At 63.3% G+C, this 346-nt stretch carries 1 protein-coding gene; it reads left to right on the top strand.

Translation table 11 applies throughout. The features are described 5' to 3' along the window. Positions 1-346, top strand: a 346-nt coding sequence (locus EN845_RS34185) for an alpha/beta fold hydrolase (protein WP_135931298.1), incomplete at both ends; no start/stop codon positions are given.

Genomic DNA, 346 nt, shown 5'->3' with positions numbered 1-346 from the left:
CGGCCACGGGCTGTCCGACATAGGCGGCGGCGTACGCTCCATCGATGATCATGTCGACGATCTCCTTGGCCTCATCGATCATTTCGGTTTCGAGCGGGTTGTGCTGTGCGGGCTGTCGGTCGGCGGCCTGGTCGCGCAGCGGCTCTACACCCGCCATCCCAAATGTGTGGAGGCGCTGATCCTAAGCGACACCGCGCACAAAATAGGCACCGCAGAGAGCTGGAACACGCGCATCGCAACCGTCGAGCACGACGGCATCGAGGTGATCGCCGACGGCATCATGAAAGTCTGGTTCACGCCGGATTTCCACGCTGCGCGTGCAGCCGATCTGGCCGGTTGCCGCAAC

Origin of the sequence: Mesorhizobium sp. M8A.F.Ca.ET.202.01.1.1, assembly GCF_004791595.1 — a bacterium.
Taxonomy (GTDB): Bacteria; Pseudomonadota; Alphaproteobacteria; order Rhizobiales; family Rhizobiaceae; genus Mesorhizobium.
Note: the sequence above shows the minus strand (reverse complement) of the source record. Positions and strands in the feature narration are given on the sequence as shown.